The organism is Chroococcidiopsis thermalis PCC 7203, from assembly GCF_000317125.1.
GTDB lineage: Bacteria > Cyanobacteriota > Cyanobacteriia > Cyanobacteriales > Chroococcidiopsidaceae > Chroococcidiopsis > Chroococcidiopsis thermalis.
Window position 1 is genome coordinate 4,199,969 of sequence record NC_019695.1, and the last position, 25,805, is coordinate 4,225,773.

General features: G+C 39.6%; 6 protein-coding genes. All 6 read left to right on the top strand.

Annotated features, from left to right (window positions below; genetic code table 11):
- The first annotated feature begins 25 nt into the window (after positions 1-25).
- From CHRO_RS18205 to CHRO_RS18230, 6 genes are read left to right on the top strand one after another with little or no spacing between them, the layout of a single operon-like run.
- A complete protein-coding gene (locus tag CHRO_RS18205; protein ID WP_015155703.1) occupies positions 26-4,639 on the top strand; it encodes a non-ribosomal peptide synthetase in 4,614 nt (1,537 codons plus the stop codon).
- Between the two features lie 9 nt (positions 4,640-4,648).
- On the top strand, positions 4,649-5,659 hold the full coding sequence (locus CHRO_RS18210; RefSeq protein WP_015155704.1) for a TauD/TfdA family dioxygenase: 1,011 nt from the start codon (positions 4,649-4,651) through the stop codon (positions 5,657-5,659).
- Between the two features lie 30 nt (positions 5,660-5,689).
- A complete protein-coding gene (locus CHRO_RS18215; RefSeq protein WP_015155705.1) occupies positions 5,690-10,249 on the top strand; it encodes a non-ribosomal peptide synthetase in 4,560 nt (1,519 codons plus the stop codon).
- A gap of 5 nt (positions 10,250-10,254) precedes the next feature.
- Positions 10,255-14,871: a non-ribosomal peptide synthetase gene (locus tag CHRO_RS18220; protein ID WP_015155706.1), complete on the top strand. Its 4,617-nt coding sequence runs from the start codon at positions 10,255-10,257 to the stop codon at positions 14,869-14,871.
- 17 nt (positions 14,872-14,888) lie between these two features.
- Positions 14,889-22,640 (top strand): non-ribosomal peptide synthetase, encoded by a 7,752-nt coding sequence (locus tag CHRO_RS18225; protein ID WP_015155707.1) that lies wholly within the window; start codon positions 14,889-14,891, stop codon positions 22,638-22,640.
- A 12-nt stretch (positions 22,641-22,652) separates the two neighbouring features.
- Positions 22,653-25,790 (top strand): condensation domain-containing protein, encoded by a 3,138-nt coding sequence (locus CHRO_RS18230; protein WP_015155708.1) that lies wholly within the window; start codon positions 22,653-22,655, stop codon positions 25,788-25,790.
- Positions 25,791-25,805 lie beyond the last annotated feature (15 nt).

Sequence of the window (25,805 nt, forward strand, 5' to 3'; positions counted from 1 at the left end):
CCTTCTGAATAACATTGTAAGAAAGATGCAAACACAAATACATGGATTTAGACTTTCGCCACAACAACGGCGTTTGTGGTTATTACAAAAGGACTCTTCTGTTTACCAGTCATATTGTGCAATCCTTTTAGAAGGGAATTTAAATCAAGAAATTTTAAAAGCAGCCTTACATCAAGTCGTCAATAGACATGAAATTTTGCGAACAAACTTCCACACTTACAATGGAGTCATGAAAATTCCCGTTCAGGTAATTAGCGATCGCGTTAATAATATATCGCTTTCTGAACATTATTTTCCGCAACAAGAAACTTTAGAAAATAGCTTAGAACAGCTATTGCAATCTTTATGTCAAAAGAATTTTGATTGTGAGCAAGAATCACTTTTACACGCTGACTTAGTGATTATATCGCCAAAAAAACACATATTGTTGATTAGTTTACCTGCTCTGTGTGCTGATTTAGAATCATTAAATATTTTAGTTGTTGAGCTTGGTAGATGTTATAGTGCTTGTTTATCTGGGGAGGAAATTGCTGAGGAACCGATGCAATATGCCGAAATTGCTGAATGGCAGAATGAGGTTTTAGAGTCAGGAGAAGCAGAAATAAATGGTGGAAAACAGTTAAACATAAATAGTATTTTTAATTTAAAACTACCTTATTCAAATCAGCAAACAAGAGATTTATATTTTAATCCTCAATATTACAGTAAAGAAATCCAGCCCAATTTGGTGGCTCAGATAGATGCGATCGCCCAAAAATTAAATATTACTACCTATGTATTTTTCTTAACTTGCTGGCAAATATTACTTTGGCGTTTAACTCAAAATACCGACTTAATGATCGGCACTGCTAGTAATGGTCGTAACTACGAGGAATTGCAATATTCTCTAGGAATATTAAGTAAATATTTACCTTTATATTGCCAATTTGAAGAAGAACATGAATTTATAAATTTATTATCAGAGGTAAAAGAAGCTACAGAAGACCTATTTGAATTACATGGTAGGTTTGCCTGGGAGAAAAATATAGAGTTAGATCCAGAAAGTTTATTCTTCCCATTTTGCTTTGAATTTACTTCTGCTGTAGCCAAGCAATATGCTGGTGATATCTGCTTTTCAATATATCAACAGTATGCTTGTATTGACAGATTTCACCTCAAATTATCTTGTGTCCGTCAAGATGATGTTATAAAGCTTGAATTTTTCTATGATGCCAATGTCTACACTTTAGAAGCTATTAAGCGTTTAGCAAGTCAATTCGAGACACTGTTAACGAGTGTAATTGAGAATCCCCAAGGAGCGATCGCTAGCTTTGACATCCTCAGTTCCCAAGAACGCACTCAACTTTTAGTTGACAACAACACGAAAACCGTTGCTCCTCAATACCAATGTATACATCACTGGTTTGAGTCGCAGTGCGATCGCACACCAAACTATGTTGCAGTAGTGTATGACAACCAGCAACTAACTTACAGTGAACTAAACGCACGCGCCAATCAGTTAGCTCATCACCTACAACAGATGGGTGTAGGCTCAGAAGTCATAGTAGGGATTTGCTTAGAGCGATCGCTAGAGATGGTAATTGGAGTGTTAGCAATTCTGAAAGCAGGTGGCGCTTACTTACCATTAGATCCCAACCATCCCAAAGAACGGTTAGCTTTTATTTTAGAAGAAACCTCTGCACCCATACTCTTAACTCAACAACACCTGCTCCCAGTTCTTCCTGCTCACAATGCTAAAGTACTCTGCTTAGACTGTGATTGGGAAAAAATTGAGCAGCAAAATATATTTAACCCGACTAGCCAGACCATTTCTGACAACCTAGCCTATATTATTTATACCTCCGGCTCCACTGGTAAACCAAAAGGAACGCTCGTTCCCCATCGAGGACTAGTTAATTATCTTACTTGGTGTACCCAAGCCTATGCAGTCCAAGAAGGCAAAGGAACTGTAGTACACTCTTCTCTAGCCTTCGATCTCACTATTACTAGTCTATCCCCCTTATTAGTAGGACGTTGCATAGAACTCCTCCCAGAAGACCAAAGCATCGAGTCTTTACGCAGTGCCTTATCTCAAGGCTCAAACTATAGCTTAGTAAAAATTACACCTGCTCATTTGCAATTACTCTCACACCAATTATCACCTTCACAAGCAAATGGTCGCACCAGAGCCTTTATCATCGGTGGCGAAAACCTATTAGCACAAAGCGTTAGCTTCTGGCAAAAGTTTGCACCAGACACAATGCTAATTAATGAATATGGACCAACAGAGACGGTTGTGGGTTGCTGTATTTATCAAGTACCCCAGGGTGAAACACTCTCAGGCTCAATTCCTATTGGTCATCCCATCGCCAACACCCAACTGTACGTCCTCAATAAGTACTACCAGCCAGTACCCATAGGAGTTCCAGGTGAACTATATATTGGTGGCGCTGGTGTAGCGAGAGGATATTTAAATCGTCCTCAACTCACAGCAGAAAAATTTATTCCCAATCCCTTTAGTGACGAACCGGGTGCAAGGCTATATAAGACGGGTGATTTAGTTCGTTTTCGTTTAGACGGAAATTTAGAGTTTTTAGGAAGAATAGATAATCAAGTAAAAGTAAGAGGCTTTCGGATCGAATTAGGAGAAATAGAAGCATTACTGGTACAACACCCAGCCGTAGAGGAAGCAGTAGTCATAGTGCGCGAGGATACACCAGGCGACGAGCGTTTGGTAGCTTACGTTGTGCCTGATAGTCATGTAACTCCAGTCCCTAGCGAACTGCGGAGTTATCTAAAAGAGCAACTACCAGAATATATGCTGCCATCAGCGTTTATCCAGTTAGATGCTCTGCCATTAACAACTAATGGTAAAGTGGATCGTCAAGCTTTACCTGCACCGAACCAAGCAGATATTGCTCAATTAGGAAATATCTTTGTCGCTCCTCACACACCTGTTGAAGAAATGCTGGCTGGAGTTTGGGCGCAAATCCTCCGCTTACAGCAAGTTGGTATCCATGACAATTTCTTTGATTTAGGTGGACACTCTCTTATTGCTACTCAGGTAATCTCCCAAGTACGAAAAACGTTTGGGGTAGAACTAACGCTACACCATTTGTTTAAATTACCCACAGTAGCCGGACTTGCCAAACATATAGAAATTGCATTGAAGGCTGAACCACAATTAAATTCCGAACCTTCTCTAAAACGTGTTTCACGCGATGAAGAATTACCCTTGTCTTTTGCTCAACAAAGGCTGTGGTTTCTCCATCAATTAAATCCCAACTCAACAGCCTACAATGGTTCTAACTTGGTGCGACTGCAAGGAACACTAAATGTAGCTGCATTAGAAGACAGTATTAACGAGATCGTGCGGCGACATGAAGTTTTACGGACGTACTTTGCAGTTGTGGAAGGGCGACCAATTCAGAAAATTATTTCTGAGTTAAAAGTACCTTTACCAATTGTAAATTTACAGCATTTATCAGTAATTGAAAGAGAAAAAGAAGTACAAAGGCTAGAGGTAGAAAATGCCCAGCAGCCATTTGATTTGACACAAGCGCCATTGCTGCGGTTGGCGCTTTTGCGTCTCACCCAAGAAGAACACATCTTGTTAATAACAATGCACCATATTATCTCTGATGCTTGGTCAGCAGGAGTGTTTATCCGCGAGGTGACAGCACTTTACGAAGCCTTTTCAACTGGAAAACCTTCTTTGCTACCAGAGTTACCAATTCAATATGCTGATTATGCAGTATGGCAACAGCAATGGTTACAAGGAGAAAGGCTTGATACCCAATTAACCTACTGGAAGCAACAGTTAGAGAACGCTAAAACAATTCTAGAATTACCAACAGATAAACCCCGCACCCAACTACAAACTTCTTTAGGAAAAAAACACTCGTTCACTCTATCTGCAACACTAACTGACAAGCTCAAATCTCTCAGTCAGCAAGAAGGTGTAACTTTATTTATGACTCTGCTGGCAGCTTTCAATACTTTGCTATACCACTATACAAAGCAAGAAGATATTCTTGTAGGTTCTCCTATTGCTAACCGTAACCGTAGTGAATTAGAGGGGTTAATTGGCTTTTTTATCAACACTCTAGTATTACGTACTAATCTCTCTTTTTCTCATAACCCCAGCTTTCAAGAGTTATTGCAACAGGTAAGAAAAACAGCTTTAGGAGCTTATGCACATCAAGAGTTACCTTTCGATAAGTTAGTAGCAGAACTACAACCACAGCGTAATTTAAATCATTCACCACTATTTCAAGTATGGTTTGTTTTGCAAAATGCTCCTAAATCCAACCTTGAAATGAAAGGGCTAAATCTCAGCCTTTTAGAAAGTGAAAGTGGCACTGTTCGCCATGAATTAAAGCTACAATTCACACAAACACCAGAAGGGCTAGAAGGTTTTTTTGAGTATAAAACAGATTTATTTCATGCAACTACTATTACTCGCATGGCAGTTGTTTTAGAAACACTACTAACAACCGTTGTGGAACAACCTGAGATGTTACTTGACCAGCTAGTACAACTAATGCAGGAAACAGAAAAACAACAGCAACTTATTCAAAATCAAGAACTACAACAAGCTCGGGTTCAGAAGTTGGGCAAAATTGGGCGCAAGGCGATTACTGGCAAAATTGAATCATAATTAAACAAAATGAATTTAAAAACATTCAAAAGAAAATCAATTACAGTTTCTTCAGAAAACTTGGTTACAACCAATTTCTTAGAATCTACTCAACAACTACCTCTTGTCATTCAACCTGCTGTCGATGGTGTGAATTTAGTCAGTTGGGCTAGCAGTAACCGTGACTGGATAGAAAAACAATTAATTCAATACGGAGGTCTGCTTTTTCGCAATTTTCCGATTAATACTCATAGCGAATTTGCTAATTTTATGCAGGCTGTAGCAGGAGAATTAATCGAATACTCTTATCGTTCAACTCCGCGTAGTCAAGTTGATGGTAAGATATACACATCAACAGAATATCCACCCGATCAATCAATTCCTTTACATAACGAAATGGCCTATTGTCTTAATTGGCCAATGAAAATTGCCTTCTTTTGTGTAAAGGCAGCAGAGCAAGGCGGAGAAACACCAATTGCTGATAGTCGTAAAGTATTTCAACGAATAGATCCAAAAATCAAAGAGCAATTTATTCAGAAAAAGATTATGTATGTCCGTAATTATGGACAAGGGATTGATTTACCTTGGGAAACTGTATTTCAAACTAACGATAAAGCCGAAGTTGAAGCTTATTGTCAATCTACTGGCATTGATTTTACATGGCTAGATGTAAATAAACTTAAAACTCGTCAAGTTTGTCAAGCTGTTGCTACCCATCCTCAGACTGGCGATTTAGTTTGGTTTAATCAAGCACATTTATTTCATATTTCAAGCTTAAAAGCTGAAGTTCGTCAATCTTTACTTGCTGTACTAAATTCTGAAGAATTACCACGAAACTCTTATTATGGAGATGCTTCAGAAATTGAAATATCTGTATTAGAAGAAATTCAAGCAATATATGAGCAAGAAACAGTAACATTCTCTTGGCAAGAAGGAGATATTTTATTATTAGATAATATGCTAGTTGCTCATGGACGTAAGCCATTCACAGGCGCGAGAAAAGTTTTGGTAGGTATGGCACAACCTTATAGCAACAAATAGTTTAAATATAGTAAGTACATTAGAAACATTATGCAAGTATCTATAGAAGGCTTTCAAATTTCACCTCAGCAAAAACGCTTATGGTTATTACAACAAGAAAACAACCATCAGCCATATCGCATTCAGTGTACAGTTTTAGTAGAGGGAAATATTGAATATACAATTTTAGAAAAAGCCATACATAATGTTTGGGCTAAATATGAAATTTTACGTACTAGCTTTCCTACCTTGGCGGAAATGGCAGTTCCTTTACAAGTTATTGGAGAAGCATCTATTAAGAACTATTATGATTGGCATGATTTAGATACAGAAAGCCAACAACTAAATATCGATAATCTATTTTCAGAAGTTAATAAATTATATTTTGAGTTAGAAAAAGGTTTTACTAGCAAGGTTGATGTAATTAAACAATCCGATCGTCATTGTATTTTACTAATAGCAATATCAGCTATTTGTGCAGATAGAATATCCCCGCACCATCTCGTGCATGATATTAGCGCCACTTATGATGCTTATTTGCAGGAACATGAGTTAGAAGATACACCTTTACAATATGCAGATATTGCTGCTTGGCAAAATGATTTATTAATGGGAGAAGAAGCAGAAACAGCAAAAGATTATTGGCACAATCAAAAAGTGCCTAATTCTCTTATAGGTAAATTACCAGACGAAAAAAAGGTTAACCAAAAACAAATATTTGAACCCAAAGCTATTAACATCAACTTTGATGCTGCTACGACAACTAATATTGTAGCGATCGCACAAAAATACTCTGTTGATATTTCGACAGTTTTGATGGCTTGCTGGGAAGTCCTATTATGGCGTTTGACTAACAAATCTGAACCTGTTTTAGCTTGGTGTTGTGACGGGAGAAATTACGCAGAATTACACTCAGCAGTCGGATTATTAGCTAAATCTTTACCTATTCGTATTCAAGTACAAGAAGAATATATACTTGCTGATATATTAAGACAGTTAGATAAAACAATTAGTGAAGTTTCTCAATGGCAAGACTTTTTGAATCCAGAAGAGTTTTTCGCTGAGACTAAAGATACTCAATCATCATCATTTTTACCCTTTGCCTTTGAATTTGTATCCCAACCCAGTAAATATTTTGCTGGTGACGTAACTTTCTCTATTCAAAAAATATATAGCTGTATTGAACGCTTCAAGGTGAAATTATTATGCTGGCAACAAGCTGATTCACTTGCAGCAGAATTATATTATGATGCTAACTTATTTGAGCAAAAAGACATTGAACGTTTAGCAGCACAGTTTCAGACTTTTTTAAGTAGTGCAATAAACAATCCAGAGACTTCAATTGCTCAACTAGAAATTCTGTCTCCACAAGAACGTCAGCAACTATTAGTCGATAACAATACAAAAACTACTTCTCCATATCAGTGCATTCATCACTGGATTGAAGCACAGGCTAATAGCACACCAAATAATATTGCTGTTGTTTTTGACAATCAACATTTAACATATCAAGAACTAAATGCCAAAGCTAACAACTTAGCTAATCATTTGGCATCATTGGGAGTCCAACCGGAAACTGTAGTTGCACTTTGCATTGAACGTTCTTTGGATATGATAGTTGGTATTCTGGGCATTTTCAAAGCAGGTGCAGCATACTTACCTCTAGAACCTTCTTTACCCGAAGCAGCATTAGCCTTCAGATTGCAGGATGCTCAAGTATCGGTGCTGTTAACTCAAAAGCACCTTGTTGACAAAATAAATTTCCAAGCGCAGATAATTTGTATTGATGCAAATCTAAGCGTGCCTCAAGATAACATTCTCAAGCCTGCTAGTTCAGAAAACTTGGCTTACGTTATCTACACCTCTGGTTCAACAGGTAAACCCAAAGGTGTTGCAGTTGAACATCGGCAAATAGTCAATTATGTTAACGGTATATTAGAAAAACTCGATTTACCAGATACGGCTAGCTTTGCCACTGTTTCTACCTTCGCCGCAGACTTAGGTAACACAGCAATTTTCTCCGCCTTGTGTACAGGTGGATGCTTGCATATCATTGCAGAGGAACGTGCTACCGATCCAGTTGCATTTGCCGAATATTGCGATCGCTATTCTATAGATTGCCTCAAAATAGTTCCTTCACACCTATCAGCTTTATTATCAGGCTCATATCCCGAAAAACTTCTACCACGTCAGCACCTCATTCTTGGTGGTGAAGCTGCAACCTGGGATTTAATTAAACGGGTACGTGAATTAGCACCACAATGCAAAATTCTTAACCACTACGGTCCAACAGAAACTACCGTTGGTGTACTCACCTATCCTGTAGAAGAAATCTCTACTGATACGTCATCAAATACTGTACCTCTCGGTCGTCCTTTAGCCAATACCCAAATATATTTACTCGATAACTATTGCCAACCTGTCCCCTTGGGTGTAACAGGAGAAATCTATATAGGTGGAGATAATGTAGCTAGAGGATATATAAATCAACCAGAACTAACTAACGAGCGATTTATTCGTAATCCATTCAGTAGTGAACCTGAAGCAAGACTTTATAAAACTGGGGATTTAGGATGCTATAAACCTGATGGTAACTTAGAATTTTTGGGTCGAATGGATGACCAAGTAAAATTACATGGTTATCGCATTGAACTAGGGGAAATTGAAGCTGTACTTTGTCAACATTCACAAGTAAGAGAATTAGTTGTAGTTGCAAAAGAAGCTCATCCAGGGAAAAAGCAGCTTGTAGCTTATATAGTTGGGCAAGAAGATTTAAAACCTGCCCAATTGCGCGATTTTATCAAGCAAAAACTGCCTGAATATATGGTGCCTTCACAATTTGTGTTCTTGAAGGCTTTACCACTAACAGCTAATGGTAAAATCGATAAAAAAGCTTTACCAGCAACAAATGCAGTTAAACCAGAATTCCTTGCTGCTTTTGTTGCACCGCATACTCCAGTAGAAATTGCATTAGCTAAAATTTGGGCAGAGCTTCTCAATTTAGAGCAAGTTAGTATTCACGATAACTTCTTTGAATTGGGTGGAGATTCGATTATTAGTATTCAGGCGATCGCTAAAGCAAATCAAGTAGGTTTACGTCTCACTCCTAAGCAAATTTTTGAACACCAAACTATTGCTAAACTTGCATTAGTTGCCGATACTAGTTTAACAACAGAATCAGAACAAGGATTGGTAGTTGGTACTGTACCACTGACACCAATTCAACATAGCTTTTTTGGTCAAAATTTACCAGAGGCGCATCATTTTAATCAATCGTTGTTGCTAGAATTACAGCAAGATATCGAACCTAACATTTTACAGCAAGCAATACAGTGTTTACTAGCACACCATGACGCACTTCGCTTACGTTTTCGCCCCACAGCTAATGGTTGGGAATCGTTTAATGCTGGTGTTGAAGCTGAAGTACCATTTACTAAATTCGATTTTTCCGAACTACCTCTACAACAAAAAGTGGTTATTGAAGCCAAAGCCACAGAACTACAGGCAAGCTTGGATTTATCAAATGGTTCCATTGTGAGGGTGGCACTATTTGATTTAGGTTCCCAGCAAAATAATCGCTTACTGTTTATCATTCATCATTTAGCTATTGATGGCGTTTCTTGGCGAATTTTATTGTCAGATTTGCAAACAGCTATAGAAAAACTTCAGCAAAATCAAGCAATTCAATTGCCAGCCAAAACTACTTCTTTTAAACAATGGAGTGAACGTCTGCAAGAATATGCAAATACAAAGACGCTACACTCACAATTAGATTTCTGGTGTTCTGAGTTGAGAAAACGAGTTTCTCCGTTACCAGTGGACTATGTAGGCGGATTAAATACTGTATCTACAAGTCAAACTTTTTCTGTATTCCTCAATGAAACTGAGACACAAGCACTACTGCAAGAAGTTCCAGCCAAGTACCATACACAAATAAATGATGTTTTGTTAACAGCACTAGCAAGAACCTTTGCAGCATGGACAGGAGAACAAACGCTGTTAGTTAACTTAGAGGGACATGGACGAGAAGACATTTTTGCTGATATTGATTTATCTCGTACAGTTGGTTGGTTTACTACCGTCTTTCCAGTTCTGTTGAATTTAGAAAATAGTGCGATTGGAGATGCTTTAAAAGCAATTAAAGAACAGCTACGTAGTATACCCAATCGAGGTTTTGATTATGGTGTATTGCGTTATCTGTGCAGCGATACTGCTGAAAGTTTAGCTGCTATACCTCAAGCAGAAGTTTGTTTTAACTATTTAGGACAATTTGACCAAATTTTACAAGAATCTTCTTTATTTAAATTAGCATCAGAATCGAGTCGTACAGAACGTAGTCCTTTAGGAAACCGTCGTCATCTCATAGATATTAGCGGGTTTGTGAGTGGAAGCCGCCTGCAACTGGATTGGACTTATAGCACCAAAATACATAAAGACACTACTGTGTCAAATCTAGCGGATAAATTTGTCCAAGCACTGCGGGAAATTATTAGTCATTGTCAATCAGTTGATGCAGGAGGTTATACCCCTTCTGATTTCTCCAAAGCAAAAGTAAGCCAAAAAGACCTCGACTTTTTACTGGCAAAAATTAACCGAGGGAGTGGGAAGTAAAACATATGAAAGCTGACAATATCCAAGATATTTATGAACTATCACCTTTACAACAAGGAATTCTCTTTCATAGTTTGTATGCTCCCGAATCGGCTGTTTATTTTGTCCAGTTATGTTACTTCCTGAAAGGCAATTTTAATGTTGTAGCTTTTGAACAAGCTTGGCAAGAAGTAGTCAACCGCCACACTATTTTACGCACAGCTTTTTATTGGGAAAATCTAGAAAAACCTTTACAGGTTGTGCATCGGGAAGTCAAAATATCGCTAATACAGTACGATTGGCGAAATCTAAACCCAAATGAGTCGTCGCAGAAATTGCATAATTTTTTGGAGAGCGATCGCACCTGCAATTTCGACTTAACACAACCATGCCCAATGCGGCTGAATTTAATTCGCTGTAACGATGATTCTTATTACTTGGTTTGGAGTAAACATCATCTTATTTTAGATGGTTGGTCAACAGCTTTAGTTTTAAAAGAAGTAGTAGAAATTTACCAATCGCTTTGCCAAGGTAAAAATTTACCTTTATTATTAGAGAGTTCCTTTGGTGATTATATTGGTTGGTTACAACAACAAGATTTAAACAAAGCAAAGGAATTTTGGCAACAGTCATTACAGGGCTTTACAGCACCCACGCCCTTAATTAATTTAAATAATAAAAACTTATCCAACCAACCAGAGAAATACAATCGGCAAGTAATCAAGCTTTCACAAACAACCACCACAGCACTACAATCTTTAGCAAAACAGAATCAACTCACACTCAACACCCTTGTCCAAGGAGCTTACGCTCTACTTTTAAGCCGCTACAGTAGAGAAACAGATGTAGTTTATGGTGTAACAATCTCCGGTCGTCCAGCAGATTTAGCCAAAGCCGAGTCTATAGTGGGGATGTTTATCAATACTCTACCTGTACGAGTCACAATTGATACTAAAGAATCTTTGTTATCTTGGTTGAGAAAATTACAATCACAACTAGCAGAAATAAGGCAATATGAATATAGCCCACTGGTAGAAGTGCAAGGTTGGAGTGAAGTACCAAGAGGGATGCCTTTATTTGAAAGCATATTAGTATTTGAAAATTACCCAGTAGACAGGATTTTAAAAGAATGGCAAGGGAATTTAGTAGTTCAAAGCATTAGTACTGTCGATCGCACTAACTATCCCTTAACAGTTAGTGTTCTTCCTGGTGAAGAGTTAGAAATTGTTATAGATTATCAGAGCGATCGCTTTGATTTTGCCACCATCCACAGAATGTTAGGACATCTCCAAACATTGTTGCAAGGCATGGTGAGTCATCCTTACAGTGAAATAAAAGATTTATCACTGTTAACAGATACAGAGAAACACCAGCTATTAGTATGGAATAGCAACAAAGTTGATTATCCCCAAAATATTTGCCTTCATCAGCTATTTGAAAACATTGTTAAGCAAACACCTCAGGCGATCGCAGTAGAGTTTGCAGGTAGAAGTCTTACTTATCAACAACTAAATCAGCAAGCTAATAAAGTCGCTCATTATTTACAGAAATTAGGAGTAATACCCGACCAATTAATTGGTATTTGTGTAGAACGCTCATTAGAAATGGCGATCGCACTTTTAGGTATTTTAAAAGCAGGTGGTGCTTATGTACCATTAGACCCAGATCAACCACAGCAACGTTTAGAATTCATGTTGCAGGATGCGGGTTGTAATATCCTACTCACTCAAAAGCGACTGGTTGAAACTATTTCCACCTATGCAGAGAAAGTCATATATTTAGATGCAGATTGGGAATTAATTGCTAACGAAGAAGAATCTAACCCAACCAGCAACGTACAACCAGAAAATTTAGCCTACCTGATTTACACCTCTGGTTCTACGGGTAAATCGAAAGGGGTAATGATTCAACATAACAACCTTGTTAATGCTTACTATGCTTGGGAAAAAGCTTATCAACTAAGTTCTCAAGTTCGCTGTCATTTACAAATGGCTAGCTTTTCCTTTGATGTTTTTTCTGGAGATTTAATTCGGGCTTTGTGTTCTGGTGGAAAGTTAGTGCTGTGTCCAAGGGAAATACTTCTAGAACCCCAACAACTCTATGAATTGATGCGTCAACACAAAATTGACTGCGCGGAATTTGTACCAGTTGTATTAAGAAACCTTGTGCAGTACCTAGAAAAAAGCCAACAAAAACTCGATTTTATGCGGTTGGTTATCTGTGGTTCTGATAGTTGGTATGGAGCCGAGTATAGTAAATTCCGTGATGTTCTTGGTAAAGAAACACGGTTAATTAACTCTTTTGGTGTAACCGAAGCCACAATCGACAGTTCATATTTTGAACACGCCACAGTAGAGTTACCAGCTCAACAGTTAGTACCAATTGGCACACCTTATACTAACAGCCAACTTTATATATTAGATGACTATTTACAACCAGTACCAGTAGGCGTTACTGGAGAACTTTACATTGGTGGTGAAGGTTTAGCCAGAGGGTATCACAACCATCCAGAATTAACCACCGAAAGGTTTATTACTAATATTTTCAGCCAAAAACCACAAGAACGGCTTTATAAAACTGGTGACTTAGTTCGCTATCTTCCAGATGGAAACATCGAGTTTTTAGGACGCATTGACAACCAAGTCAAACTTCGCGGTTTTCGGATTGAACTGGGAGAAATTGAGGCAGTCCTGAGTAAATATCCACCCCTCCGAGAAGCTGTGGTTATAGTTAGAGAAGATAACCCTGGTGACAAACGTTTAGTAGCATATATCGTTCCTACTACTGGGAATTTTGACTCAGCAAATAATAGTGAACTGATACCACAGTTACGAAAATACTTGAAAGCAAGTCTACCACAGTATATGGTGCCTTCTGCTTTTGTACTCTTGGAAAAATTACCACTGACACCAAATGGTAAAATAGACCGCAAAGCCCTGCCTATACCAGATGCCGCTAGACCCGAATTACAAACGGTTTTCATCACACCCCGCACTCCAATTGAGGAAACGCTGGTGCAGATATGGACTGAAACCCTACGACTCAAGAAAGTTGGTATTAATGACAATTTTTTTGAGTTAGGTGGAGATTCGATACTGAGTCTGCAAATTATTGCTAAAGCTAAACAAGCTGGGTTGCAGCTAACCCCCAGACAGATATTTGAATATCAGACAATTGCCGATTTAGCTGCTGTAGCAGGTACAATTACAAAAATTGAAACCGAACAAGGTCTTGTTACGGGTTCTTTACCTCTAACTCCTATTCAAAGTTGGTTTTTTGAACAGGTACTTGTTGATTCCCATCACTGGAATCAAGCGGTATTGCTAGAAGTAGATCGAAGTTGTAACCCAATTTTATTAGAGCAGGTTATCTGCCAATTACTGACTCACCACGATGCACTGCGTTTGCGCTTTATGCAAACTGAATCTGGTTGGGAGTCAATTATTGCAGCTCCCGATCGAATATCACCTTTTTCGATTATTGATTTATCAAGCCTATCCCAAAGCGAGCAGAAGCAGGCTATGGAGGCTAAAGCTACTGCTCTACAAGCCAGCTTAAATTTATCAAAAGGTCCATTAGTTCAAGTTGCTTTATTTGTAATGGGGGCAAAACAACCCAACAGATTATTATTTACCGTTCACCATCTCGCCATTGATGGAGTTTCCTGGCGGATTTTGCTAGAAGACCTACAAACTGCTTACCAACAACTCAGCCGAGAGCAAGAGATACAACTACCAGCGAAAACTACTTCGGTAAAACAGTGGGCTGAAAAACTTCAAGAATACGCTAACTCGGAAACTGTAAAAGCAGAAATAAATTATTGGTTGAGTCAGTCTTACCAAAATATTTCTTCTTTGCCTATTGACGATTTAAATGGAGAAAATACTGTAGCTTCAGCTTGTACCATTTCAGTTAGTCTTACCCAGGAAGAAACCGAAGCTTTATTACATGAAGTACCAGCAGCCTATCAAACTCAAATTAATGATATTTTGCTAACTGCTCTTGTGCAGACATTTTATCAATGGACTGGTCATAGTTCACTTTTGATTAATTTGGAAGGTCACGGACGAGAAGACATTTTAGAAAACGTGGATTTATCCCGTACTGTTGGCTGGTTTACTAGTATCTTTCCGGTGGTGTTAGATATCACAGCCACTTTTAGTAATGGAGAAGCATTAAAGACGGTAAAAGAACAATTGCGTAATATTCCTTGTAAAGGTATTAACTATGGTGTATTGCGTTATCTCAGTGAAAAGTCAATTGCTGATGTGCAAACTTTACCCCAAGCAGAGATAACATTTAACTTCTTAGGTCAGTTTGACCAAGTAATTTCTGAAACCTCTATGTTTCGACCTGCTGCTGAATCTGCTGGAGAAACACAAAGTCCTAGAGGAAGCCGCGACTGTTTGCTGGAGGTAGGTGCATTAATTGTTTGTAGTCAACTGCATATAAATTGGACTTATAGCAAAGCATTACATAAACAAACCACGGTTGAAAAGCTGGCTCAAGTATTTATTGAAGCGTTGCGATCGCTCATTGTTCACTGTCAGTCCCCCGAAGCTGAGGGTTACACTCCTTCTGATTTTCCCCAGATGCAGTTTAGTCAACAAGAACTGGATCGATTAATGGCAGAACTCGGTTAGCCTTAAGGTAATTAATAATGAATAAGAAAAATATTGAAAATATCTATCCACTTTCACCTATCCAGCAGGGTATGCTCTTTCATACCCTTTCCACACCAGAATCAGGGGTTTATTTTGTTCAAAGTTGTTATACGTTTACTAAAACTATTGACATTCCAGCTTTTAAACAAGCTTGGCAACAAATCATAAATCAGCATCCAATTTTACGCACGTCTTTTTACTGGAAGCAGCACAAAGAGCCGTTTCAGGTAGTGCATAGATTTGTGGAGTTACCTTGGCAAGAATATGACTGGCAATCCTTGTCAGTTGTTGAGCAGCAAGAAAGCCTAGAAGTCTTCTTGCAAGCAGACCGCCAGAAAGGGTTTGATATTTCTCAGCCACCCCTGATGCGCTTGATTTTAATTCAGCTAGCCCAAGAGACTTACCATTTTATTTGGAGTAGCCACCATTTGCTTTTAGATGGGTGGTCTACAGCTTTAGTGCTTCAGCAAGTTTTTCAGACTTACGAATCACTTTGTCAAGGGCAAGTTTTACCATTACCACGTTCTCGTCCTTATGCAGATTACATTGCTTGGCTGCAACAGCAGAATTTAGATCGAGCTGAAGCATTTTGGCGTAAGGTTCTGAAGGGTTTTACTGCACCCACTCAGTTGAGAATCGGTAGTTTGTCAAATTCAGCTACAGGATCTGGGGAAGAATCAATCAAGCTATCACCAGTAACAACAGTCGCCCTGCAAACATTAGCGCGACAGCACAAGTTGACCTTAAATACTGTTTTACAGGGAGCTTGGGCTATCCTCCTGAGCCGCTATAGCGGTGAAGAAGATGTTGTTTTTGGAGCAACTTCTGCTGGTCGTCCACCTGCATTAGTCGGTTCGGAATCAATGGTGGGGCTGTTTATTAACACTTTACCAGTGCGGGTACAGGTTTCTGGGAATGAGTTGCTGATTCCTTGGCTGCAAAAACTCCAGGCGCAACAATTAGAGGCGCAACAATATGAATATAGCCCTTTAGTACAAGTACAGGGATGGAGTGAAGTTCGTAGAGATTTGCCCCTGTTTGAGAGTATTTTTGTATTTGAAAACTATCCTGTAGACGCTTCGTTAAAAGAATGGGCTACAGAAATGCAGATCCATAATATTCGGTCTGTAGAATCGACAAACTATCCCATCACGTTTTCAGTTGGGGTAAGTACAGAGTTATCGTTAAAGATTTTATATGATTGCAGCAGGTTTGATGTAGCCACCATCAGAGCGATATTAGTCCATCTAAAAACTTTACTGGAGGGTATAGTTGTAAATCCTAGTCGATCGCTCTTTTCACTACCTTTGTTAACAAAAACTGAGCAAAATCAACTTTTAGAATGGAATACCATCACAACTGAGTACCCGCAGGATAAGTGCATTCATCAATTATTTGAGGAACAGGTAGAAAAAACACCAGATGCTGTAGCTGTAGTTTTTGAAGAGCAACATCTCACCTATCGAGAACTAAATCAGCGAGCCAATCAACTAGCACATTACTTGCAAAAATTGGGTATTGAGTCAGAGGCATTAGTGGGAATTTGTGTCGAGCGTTCTTTAGAAATGGTAATTGGCATTTTAGGGATTCTTAAAGCTGGTGGTGCTTATATCCCTCTCGACCCAAGCTACCCCCAACAGCGTTTAGCTTTCATGCTAGAAAACTCCCAAATTCAGGTTTTATTATCCCAGCAGAACTTAGTCGCACAACTAGGGGATTATGCAGCCAAAGTCATCTGTTTAGATACCGATTGGGAAAAAATTGCTCAAGCAAGCCAAGAAAACCCATTAACTGATGTCAGCAGCCATAACTTAGCTTATGTAATTTACACCTCTGGTTCCACTGGTATACCCAAAGGTGTGTTAATTCAGCATTCCAATGTAGTAAGACTGTTAGCAGCTACTCAAGCTTGGTTTGAATTTAATAGTAATGATGTGTGGACTTTATTCCATTCCTACGCATTTGATTTCTCAGTTTGGGAAATTTGGGGTGCGCTGCTTTATGGCGGACGGTTAGTGGTTGTGCCTTATTGGGTCAGTCGCTCTCCAGAAGAGTTTTATAAATTACTCTCCACTCAAGGGATAACGGTTCTCAACCAAACGCCTTCCGCCTTTTACCAACTGATTCAAGCCGATGCTGTTTTGCAGCAGCACTCATTGAATCTACGGTTTGTTATTTTTGGTGGCGAAGCCTTAGTACTGCAAAGCCTAAAACCCTGGTTTGAGCGACATGGCGATCGCTCACCGCAGCTCGTTAATATGTACGGCATTACCGAAACCACCGTTCACGTCACTTATCGTCGGTTAACCCAAGAAGATGTGATGCAGTCTTTAGGTAGCGTAATTGGTCGTCCGATCCCAGATTTACAGGTGTACCTACTCGACCAAAACCAGCAACTTTTACCTATTGGCGTAGCCGGTGAAATGTATGTTGGTGGTGCTGGAATAGCGCGGGGTTATCTGAACCAACCAGAACTAACTACACAAAGATTTATCTCCAACCCCTTTAGCCGCAAACCAGATGCACGTCTTTACAAAACAGGTGATTTAGCTCGTTATTTACCAAGTGGGGAACTAGAGTACATTGGTCGGATTGATAACCAAGTTAAAATTCGGGGCTTCCGCATTGAACTAGGAGAAATTGAAGCTGCTATCAACCAACACCCATCTGTATCTACGAGTGTGGTTGTCATGCGCCAAGATGAATCCGCAAATCAAATAGTAGCTTATATAACTCTATATCCAGAGCAAATAGTAACAATTGCTCAACTGCGCCGCTTCTTAGAGTCAAAGCTGCCAAACTATATGGTGCCAACAGCTATTGTAGTGTTAGAAGCGTTACCTTTGACACCCAATGGTAAAATAGACAGACGAGCATTGCCAGCACCTAACCTAACACAGCTAATATCTGAATCTAATTTTGTAGCTCCTGCCACACCAGTAGAAGAAATGCTCGCTGGAGTTTGGGCGAAGGTACTGGGTTTAGAAAAGGTAGGTGTAAACGATAACTTCTTTGATTTGGGCGGACATTCCCTTCTAGCAACTCGTGTTATATCCCAGATCCGGCAAGTATTTGAGGTAGAGATACCAATACGTCGCTTGTTTGAATTGCCAACACTAAGCGAGTTAGCTAAAGAAATTCAAACAGCAATTAACGCCGACAAAAGATTAGAGTTACCACCGATCGAGCGCATTGAGCGATCGCCAGAATTACCCTTATCCTTTGCCCAACAGCGATTATGGTTTCTTAGCCAGTTAGAGCCGGATAGCCCTTTTTACAATATTCCTGCTGCTGTGCGCCTAGAAGGACAGTTAAATCTCGCAGCACTAGAACAGAGTTTTAATGAAATTCTCCGCCGTCACGAAGTTTTGCGAACCAATTTTCGGACAGTCGAAGGGCAAGCCATAGCAGTCGTTTCACCGACAACACCAGGGTTATTATCAGTAATTGACCTGAGCGAATTACCGCCAGATCGACGAGAAACCAAGGTCAGACAACTAGCCCTAGCAGAGGCGCAGCAGCCGTTTAACCTAGAGGCTGACACTCTGCTACGAGTGAAATTACTCCGCTTGAGCGAACAGGAATACGTCACACTATTGACCATGCATCACATTGTCTCTGATGGTTGGTCAATAGATGTGCTAGTGCGTGAGGCAGCAATACTTTATCAAGCTTTTTGTGAGGGGCAACCTTCGCCTTTACCCGAACTCGAAATTCAGTATGCAGACTTCACAGCTTGGCAGAAACAATGGCTTGAGGGAGAAGTACTAGAATCCCAGCTTGCTTACTGGCTAAAACAGCTAGATGGTGCGCCAGCCGTACTAGAGTTAGCAACTGACTATCCGCGACCGACTATTCAATCCTCCCGTGGTGCAAAATATTCTTTCTGTTTGTCTCCTGAGCAATCTCTGGCGTTAAAATCTTTGAGCCAGCAACAGGGAAGCACTTTGTTCATGACCTTACTGACAGCTTTTAAGACACTGCTACACCGCTACACCGGAAGCAATGATATTGTCATAGGTTCTCCCATCGCTAATCGTAACCACAGCCAGATAGAAGGTTTAATTGGTTTCTTTGCCAATACCCTGGTGTTGCGGACTAATCTTGAAGGCAATCCCAGTTTTCAAGAGTTGCTGCATCGGGTTAAAGAAGTAGCTTTAGGAGCTTATACCCACCAAGATACGCCTTTTGAACTGCTAGTGGAAAAAATACAGCCACAGCGAGACTTAAGCCATACACCCCTATTCCAGGTGATGTTTGTGCTTCAAAATGCACAAAACTCAGAGGTAGAGTTACCTGGTTTGACTTTAAGTACTCTCGAAAGTGACAGCGGTACTGCGAAGTTCGATTTGACACTAAACATGAGAGAGACAGAGGAGGGACTAGTAGGAACTATAGAGTACAGTATCGATTTATTTGAGCCGCAAACTATACAAAGGATGGCAGGGCATTTACAGATGTTACTAGGTGGTATCATTGCTAATCCAGAACAACAGCTTTCTGAATTACCCCTGTTAACAGCAGATGAGCAACACCAATTATTAGTAGGCTGGAATCAAACTCAGGTTGAATATCCCCAAGACAAGTGCATCCATCAACTATTTGAAGCACAGGTAGAACGCACGCCAGATGCAGTTGCAGTAGTATTTGAAAATGAGCAACTTACCTATCACCAACTAAATCAGCGAGCTAACCAAGTAGCACATTACTTGCAAAAACTGGGAGTTGGGACAGAGGTACTGGTGGGGATTTGTGTAGAGCGTTCCATAGAAACGATCGTCGGGCTATTGGGAATTCTCAAGGCAGGCGGGGCATATCTACCACTAGATCCAAATTACCCTCAAGAGCGTTTAGCTTTCATGCTCCAAGATGCTCAAGTAAAAATACTACTGACTCAAGCACATCTATTAGAGACATTACCTCCTCATCAAGCCAAAACAATTTGTATTGATAGAGACTGGCAAATTATCAAGAATGAAAGCAGAGAAAATATTAATACTCTAGTTTCATCAATTAATAATGCCTACATTCTTTATACATCTGGCTCAACTGGTCAACCAAAAGCAGTGGTCATCGATCGTCAAAACGTTATTGGCTTAATATATTGGGCGAAAGAAATATTTAGCTACCAAGACCTATCTGGTGTTTTAGCATCAACCTCTATCTGTTTTGATTTATCAGTATTTGAAATATTTGTGCCTCTAAGTTGGGGTGGGAAAGTAATTGTTACAGAAAATCTGTTGCATTTGCACTCTTCAGTTGCTGCTCAAGAAGTAACTTTAATTAATACTGTTCCATCCGCGATCGCTGAATTACTTAGAATTGATGGTATACTCGCTTGTGTACGTACCATTAATTTAGCAGGTGAAGCTTTGCCTCAAAAAGTGGTGCAACAGTTGTATCAAAAAACTTCTGTACAAAACGTCTTTAATCTTTATGGTCCTACGGAAGATACGACCTATTCTACATTTTCTCTTGTTAACGCAGAAGATGATTTAATTACTATTGGTCGCCCAATTGCTAACACCCAAATTTATATATTGGATAGTCAGTTAAAACTATCACCAATTGGTATACCTGGTGAAGTATACATTTTTAGTACTGGTCTTGCACGAGGCTATCTTAACCGCCCAACGCTAACAGCAGAAAAATTCATTCCCAACCCATTTAGTCATAAACCAGGTGCGCGTCTGTACAAAACTGGCGACTTAGCCCGTTACCTACCTAACGGTAATATAGAGTTCCTTGGACGTATTGACCACCAAGTTAAAATTCGCGGATTCCGAATTGAACTAGGAGAAATTGAAGCGGTACTTAGCCAACATCCAGCAGTACAAGCATCTGTGGTTATTGCTGAAGAACAGCGAATAGTTGCTTATTGGGTGGCGAAACAACAACCTGCACCTGCAATTAGTGAATTGCGCCACTTTCTCGGTCAGAATTTGCCCCAGTATATGATTCCGGCTACATTTGTGCAGTTACCAGCTTTACCACTGACACCAAATGGCAAAGTAGATAGAAAAGCATTGCCAGCACCAGATGACGTTAGACCAGAATTAGATAAACAGTTTATAGCTCCGCGTACCCCGATAGAAGCTAAACTAGCTCAAATCTGGGCAGAAGTTCTGCGTGTAGAACAAGTGGGGATTGAAGACAACTTCTTTGAACTAGGTGGAGATTCAATTTTAACTATTCAGATAGTTGCTAAAGCTAACCAAGCAGGTTTAAGGCTGACTGCAAAACAGTTATTTCAGTACCAAAATATTGCTGAATTAGCTACCGTCTGTCTGACTACTGACGAGACTACTCAAGCCGAGCAAGGGATTGTTACAGGTTTAGTACCTCTGACACCCATCCAGCAATGGTTTTTCCGTCGAAATTTACCAGAGTTACACCATTACAACCAAGCTGTTTTATTAGAAATTCAACCAGCGATCGCTCCAGATGTGTTAAGGCAGAGTATACAGCATTTATACATCCACCACGATGCTCTGCGGCTACGGTTTGAGCAACCTAATTCTGGCTGGGAGCAGGTAATAGCACCACCTGAAAAAGAAGTAACGTTGGCACGATTCGATTTTTCTACACTATCAGCAGCAGAACAACAGCCAGCTATCGAAGCAGCGGCTACCAAATTACAGGCAAGTTTCGATTTGTCCAGTGGAGTTTTAATTCAAGTAGCGTTGTTTGATTTGGGTAGTCATCAGCCAAGCCGTTTATTGATTATCATCCATCACTTAGCTGTAGATGGGGTTTCTTGGCGAATTTTGCTGGAGGACTTACAAACAGTTTATGAGCAGCTAAGTCAAGGCAAAACTGTTAAGTTACCAGCGAAAACTACTTCCTTTAAACAGTGGTCATACGATCTACAGGAGTATGCAAAATCAGAAGCCTTAGCGCAAGAACAGCATTACTGGTTAGCTTTGTCTCAAAAAGAAATTTTCGCTCTGCCAGTAGATGATCTCAATGGAGAAAACACAGAAGCTTCTAAAGATATCGTATCAATAGAGCTAAATGCCGAAGAAACTCAAGCACTCTTAAAAGAAGTGCCACAAGCTTATAACACTCAAATTAATGATGTGTTGCTCACGGCACTGGGGCAAACTTTTGCTAGTTGGACTGGGAATCAATCTCTATTAGTAGAGTTAGAAGGTCACGGACGGGAAGAAATTTTCGACAATGTAGATTTATCTCGTACCGTCGGCTGGTTTACAAGTATTTTTCCAGTCCACATCAATTTAGAAGCAGCTTTAGATCCAGGGACAGCTTTAAAGATAGTTAAAGAAGAACTGCGGAGTATTCCCAATCGAGGTATTGGTTATGGTGTATTACGCTATTTAAGTCGCGATCGACAAATAACAGAATCGCTCAATAGTACCTCCAAAGCTGAAGTGCTTTTTAATTACTTGGGTCAGTTTGACCAGACTTTTTCTCAGTCTTCTTCGTTTAAGTTTGCTCGAGAATCTAGCGGATTAGCTCTGAGCCAGCACGGTCAAAGGAGCCATCTATTAGAAATCAACGCTTTAATAACTAACAGCAAGCTAAGAGTGAATTGGGCTTATAGCAAAAATATTCATCGTCAAACTACAGTCAAGTTTATAGCCGAAAAGTTTAAAGAAGTGCTGTGTGAACTCATTGCTCATTGTCTATCTCCAGAGGCTGGGGGTTATACTCCTTCAGATTTTCCTGATGTAATGCTTGATGAAAATCAATTAGAAAAAGTTCTTGCACAAATGGGTTTGGATTAGGAGGAAAATGCAATGAATAAGAAAAATATTGAAGCTATTTATCCATTGTCTCCAACTCAGCAAGGGATGTTGTTTGAGACATTATTTGCTCCCAATTCAGGTATTCATCTTGAGCAATCTACTTTCACCTTACAGGGAGAGGTAAATGTGTCGGCTTGTGAGCAAGCTTGGCAGAGGATTATTGCACGGCACTCAGTTTTAAGAACAGGCTTTGTCTGGAAAGAGCAAGAGCAGCCACTTCAGGTAGTTTTGCGACAAGTAGCAGTCCCATTGGAGCAGCAAGACTGGCGAGAATATTCTTTGCTAGAACAACAAGCACAATTGCAAGCTTATCTTCAGAGCAATCGCGATCGCGGTTTCAATTTATCTCAACCACCTCTGATGCATTTGGCACTTTTCCAAACTGGCGATCGTACTTATCAATTAGTTTGGACTTCTCATCATATTCTCATGGATGGCTGGTGTAACCCTTTATTATTTCAGGAATTCTTATCTTTTTACCAAGCTTTAAGCCAAGGTCAAGATTTACACCTTAAACCAGTTCGCCCTTACAAAGATTATATTGCCTGGCTCAAGCAACAAGATGAATTACAAGTTCAAGAATTTTGGCAAAAAAACTTAAAAAATTTTACAAAAACCACTCCATTAGGAATAACAGCAGAACCCTTAACTAATAGTGCTAATAAAGCAAAATATGATGAGCAAAAAATATATTTAGATGCCACAAGTACAACAGTTATCAAATCTTTAGTAAAATCTCATCGCCTAACATTGAACACTCTAGTTCAAGGAATTTGGGCATTACTTCTTTGCCGCTATAGTAATAAAGATGATGTAGTTTTTGGGATTACAGTCTCCGGTCGTCCAGCAAATTTACCAGGAATCGAATCAGCCATCGGGCTTTTTATTAATACTTTGCCTTTAAGAGTAAAAATCGATCCGCAAGAAAAGTTATGGTACTGGTTCAACAATATCCAAAATTTTAATCTTGAGTTACGACAATACGAACACAGCAATGCAGGGCAAGTTCATCAATGCAGTGAATTACCGGGACATTTACCTCTTTATGAAAGTCTCTTAGTTTTCGAGAACTATCCTGTAGATGTAAATGCATTACAGTCTGCTGAGCTAAAAATTAACATATCTGATTCGCGTTCCATTGGCGCACAAACTAAATATGCTCTCACCCTCATAGCATCTGTTGAATCAGAACTCCATTTGAAATGCGTTTACGATCGACGTCGTTTTGATAGTGCTGATGTAGGGCAGATTTTAGAACATTTTTTAACTCTATTAAACAGGATTGTTTCTAATCCAGAAGCAACACTGCAAACACTTTTAGCGCAAATTCCTCTGGCGCAAATTCCAAGAGTTAGACCTTTACAAAAATCTGCACCAGTTACAGAAAACCAAGTTGTACAAACTCAACGCACTCCTGTAGAAGAGGTACTAGCAGGAATATGGACAGAAATTCTTGGAAGAGAATGTATAGGCAATCATGATAATTTTTTTGATTTAGGCGGACATTCACTGTTAGCAACTCAGGTAATATCTCGCCTTCGGGACGCTTTTGGGGTAGAGATACCGCTAAGTTATTTGTTTGAGTCGCCAACCATAGCAGAATGCGCCCAGAGAATAGAAACGAAAATCAGAACTGGGGAAAAGTTGGAGACTTTGCCAATAAAACCTGTTAGCAGGAGTAAAAACTTACCCTTATCTTTTGCTCAACAACGACTCTGGTTGCTCGATCAATTAGACCCAGGAAATCATACTTATAATATTCCTACGGCTGTGCGCTTAACTGGGTCACTCAACATCACAGCTTTAGAGCAAAGTCTGAAAGCAGTCGTCAGCCGTCACGAAACCTTACGCACAGTTTTTACTACAGTTGAAGGGCAACCAGTTCAGAAAATTCAACCGATTACAGAGATTACTATAGCGAGAGTAGACCTAAGAGGAAATGAGCGATCGCCTCAACAACGAGAAACGGAAGCAACGCACATTGCACTTGCAGAAGCACAAAGTCCTTTCAACCTAGCCCAAGGACCACTACTACGAGCCACATTACTACAGCTAGACGAAGCAGAGTATGTTTTACTGCTGACAATGCACCACATTATCTCCGACCTGTGGTCAATGGCGATACTCATTCGGGAACTAGCAGACTTTTACGCAGCTTTTAGCCAAGGGAAATCGCTGACACTCCCTGACTTGCCAATTCAGTATGCAGATTTTTCTGTATGGCAGAGAGAATGGTTGCGCTTAAAGGTACTAGAAACCCAACTAAACTACTGGAAACAGCAACTCAAAGACGCACCTATAAAGCTAGAGTTACCCACAGACAGACCTCGACCTTTGCAGCCAACTTATACTGGCACAACCCAATCATTCCAACTATCCAAAGACCTCAGCGATGCACTGAAATTACTTAGCAGGCGGGAGAATGTTACTCTCTCTATGACCATGCTAGCTGCATATAACACCTTGCTCTACTACTACACTAAGCAAGAAGATATCCTTGTAGGTTCAGCTATTGCCAATCGCAACCGCAGCGAAATTGAAGGATTAATAGGCTTTTTTGTCAATAGTTTAGTTCTGCGAACAGACCTTTCAGTAAACCCTAGTTTTAGCCAATTGCTCCATCGGACACGTGAAGTAACTTTAGGAGCTTATGCGCATCAGGATTTGCCTTTTGAAAAGTTAGTTGGAGAATTGCAGCTAGAGCGCGACCTAAATTATAATCCCCTATTTCAAGTGTGGTTTGCTTTCCAGAATGTAGCCACAGCAGATATTCAAAAACTCACTTTGTCTTTACCAGATCTCACCCTTAGCCCATTCGATACCAACAAGCAGAGAGTTCCTTTTGATTTAGGGTTATTACTTTCTGAGCAAGCAGAAGGTATTAATGGTTGCTTTGAATATAAAACTGATTTATTTGAATCCAGCACTATAGTCCGCATGGCAGAACAGTTAGAAACACTTCTACAATGTGCGATCGCACAACCAGATATTCAACTATCCCAGTTAGTAGAAAAACTTAAAGAATCTGACTATCAAAAACAACTCAATCAAGAAAAAGAGTATAAAAACACAGTTCGTCAGAAGTTAATGAATATTAAACAAAAATCTAACATTAGCAGTAACTCATAACCCTATTTCCTTGGC

Bases quoted from the DNA above. Each gene is read 5' to 3' on its own strand.
- CHRO_RS18225 (WP_015155707.1), top strand. From the start codon at position 14,889: ATGAATAAGAAAAATATTGAAAATATCTATCCACTTTCACCTATCCAG.
- CHRO_RS18205 (WP_015155703.1), top strand. From the start codon at position 26: ATGCAAACACAAATACATGGATTTAGACTTTCGCCACAACAACGGCGT.
- CHRO_RS18220 (WP_015155706.1), top strand. From the start codon at position 10,255: ATGAAAGCTGACAATATCCAAGATATTTATGAACTATCACCTTTACAA.
- CHRO_RS18230 (WP_015155708.1), top strand. From the start codon at position 22,653: ATGAATAAGAAAAATATTGAAGCTATTTATCCATTGTCTCCAACTCAG.
- CHRO_RS18210 (WP_015155704.1), top strand. From the start codon at position 4,649: ATGAATTTAAAAACATTCAAAAGAAAATCAATTACAGTTTCTTCAGAA.
- CHRO_RS18215 (WP_015155705.1), top strand. From the start codon at position 5,690: ATGCAAGTATCTATAGAAGGCTTTCAAATTTCACCTCAGCAAAAACGC.